This window comes from Variovorax sp. M-6, from assembly GCF_052114385.1.
GTDB lineage: Bacteria > Pseudomonadota > Gammaproteobacteria > Burkholderiales > Burkholderiaceae_C > Variovorax.
On sequence record NZ_JBFREQ010000133.1, the window covers coordinates 1 to 409 of the forward strand.

At 60.8% G+C, this 409-nt stretch carries 1 protein-coding gene; it reads right to left on the reverse strand.

Annotation, left to right across the window (positions count from 1 at the left end; all coding sequences use genetic code 11):
* Nucleotides 1-34: 34 nt before the first annotated feature.
* Nucleotides 35-409: hypothetical protein (locus AB4Z46_RS35495; protein ID WP_442288233.1), on the reverse strand; the 375-nt coding region annotated here is incomplete at its 5' end.

The following is a 409-nucleotide window of genomic DNA, read 5'->3' on the forward strand; positions in this document are numbered from 1 at the left end:
CCTGGGGCCGACCGTTGAGGCTGCCCCCGCGCGATCAATGTCCAGAAGCYCCCAGCGATTGATCGACGAATTCGACATAGGTTCTCAGGGGACACAGTTTCTCGATGCCGAAGGCCACCAGGCGTTTGCCAAGTGCGCTGAGAGGCATTTCCTGCGGGACGACGCGAAAATGCACGTCTTCCCGAGGAAGCCAGCACAGCGATTGGCTCCAGTCGGCGAACTGCCGCAATGAGGAAGCGTGCTGCATGCCCTGCGCGAAAACGCGCTCGGTCATGATGGGGAGCCTCGCGTTGTTGCTGAGCGTGCCGCCAAAGGTCTTGATAACGACAACCCCTTCGATGCGCCAGTCACCTGAGTCGGAGGCATCAAGGCCAAGGGCGTTCATGGCCTGACCTATTCGTGGCTGCAG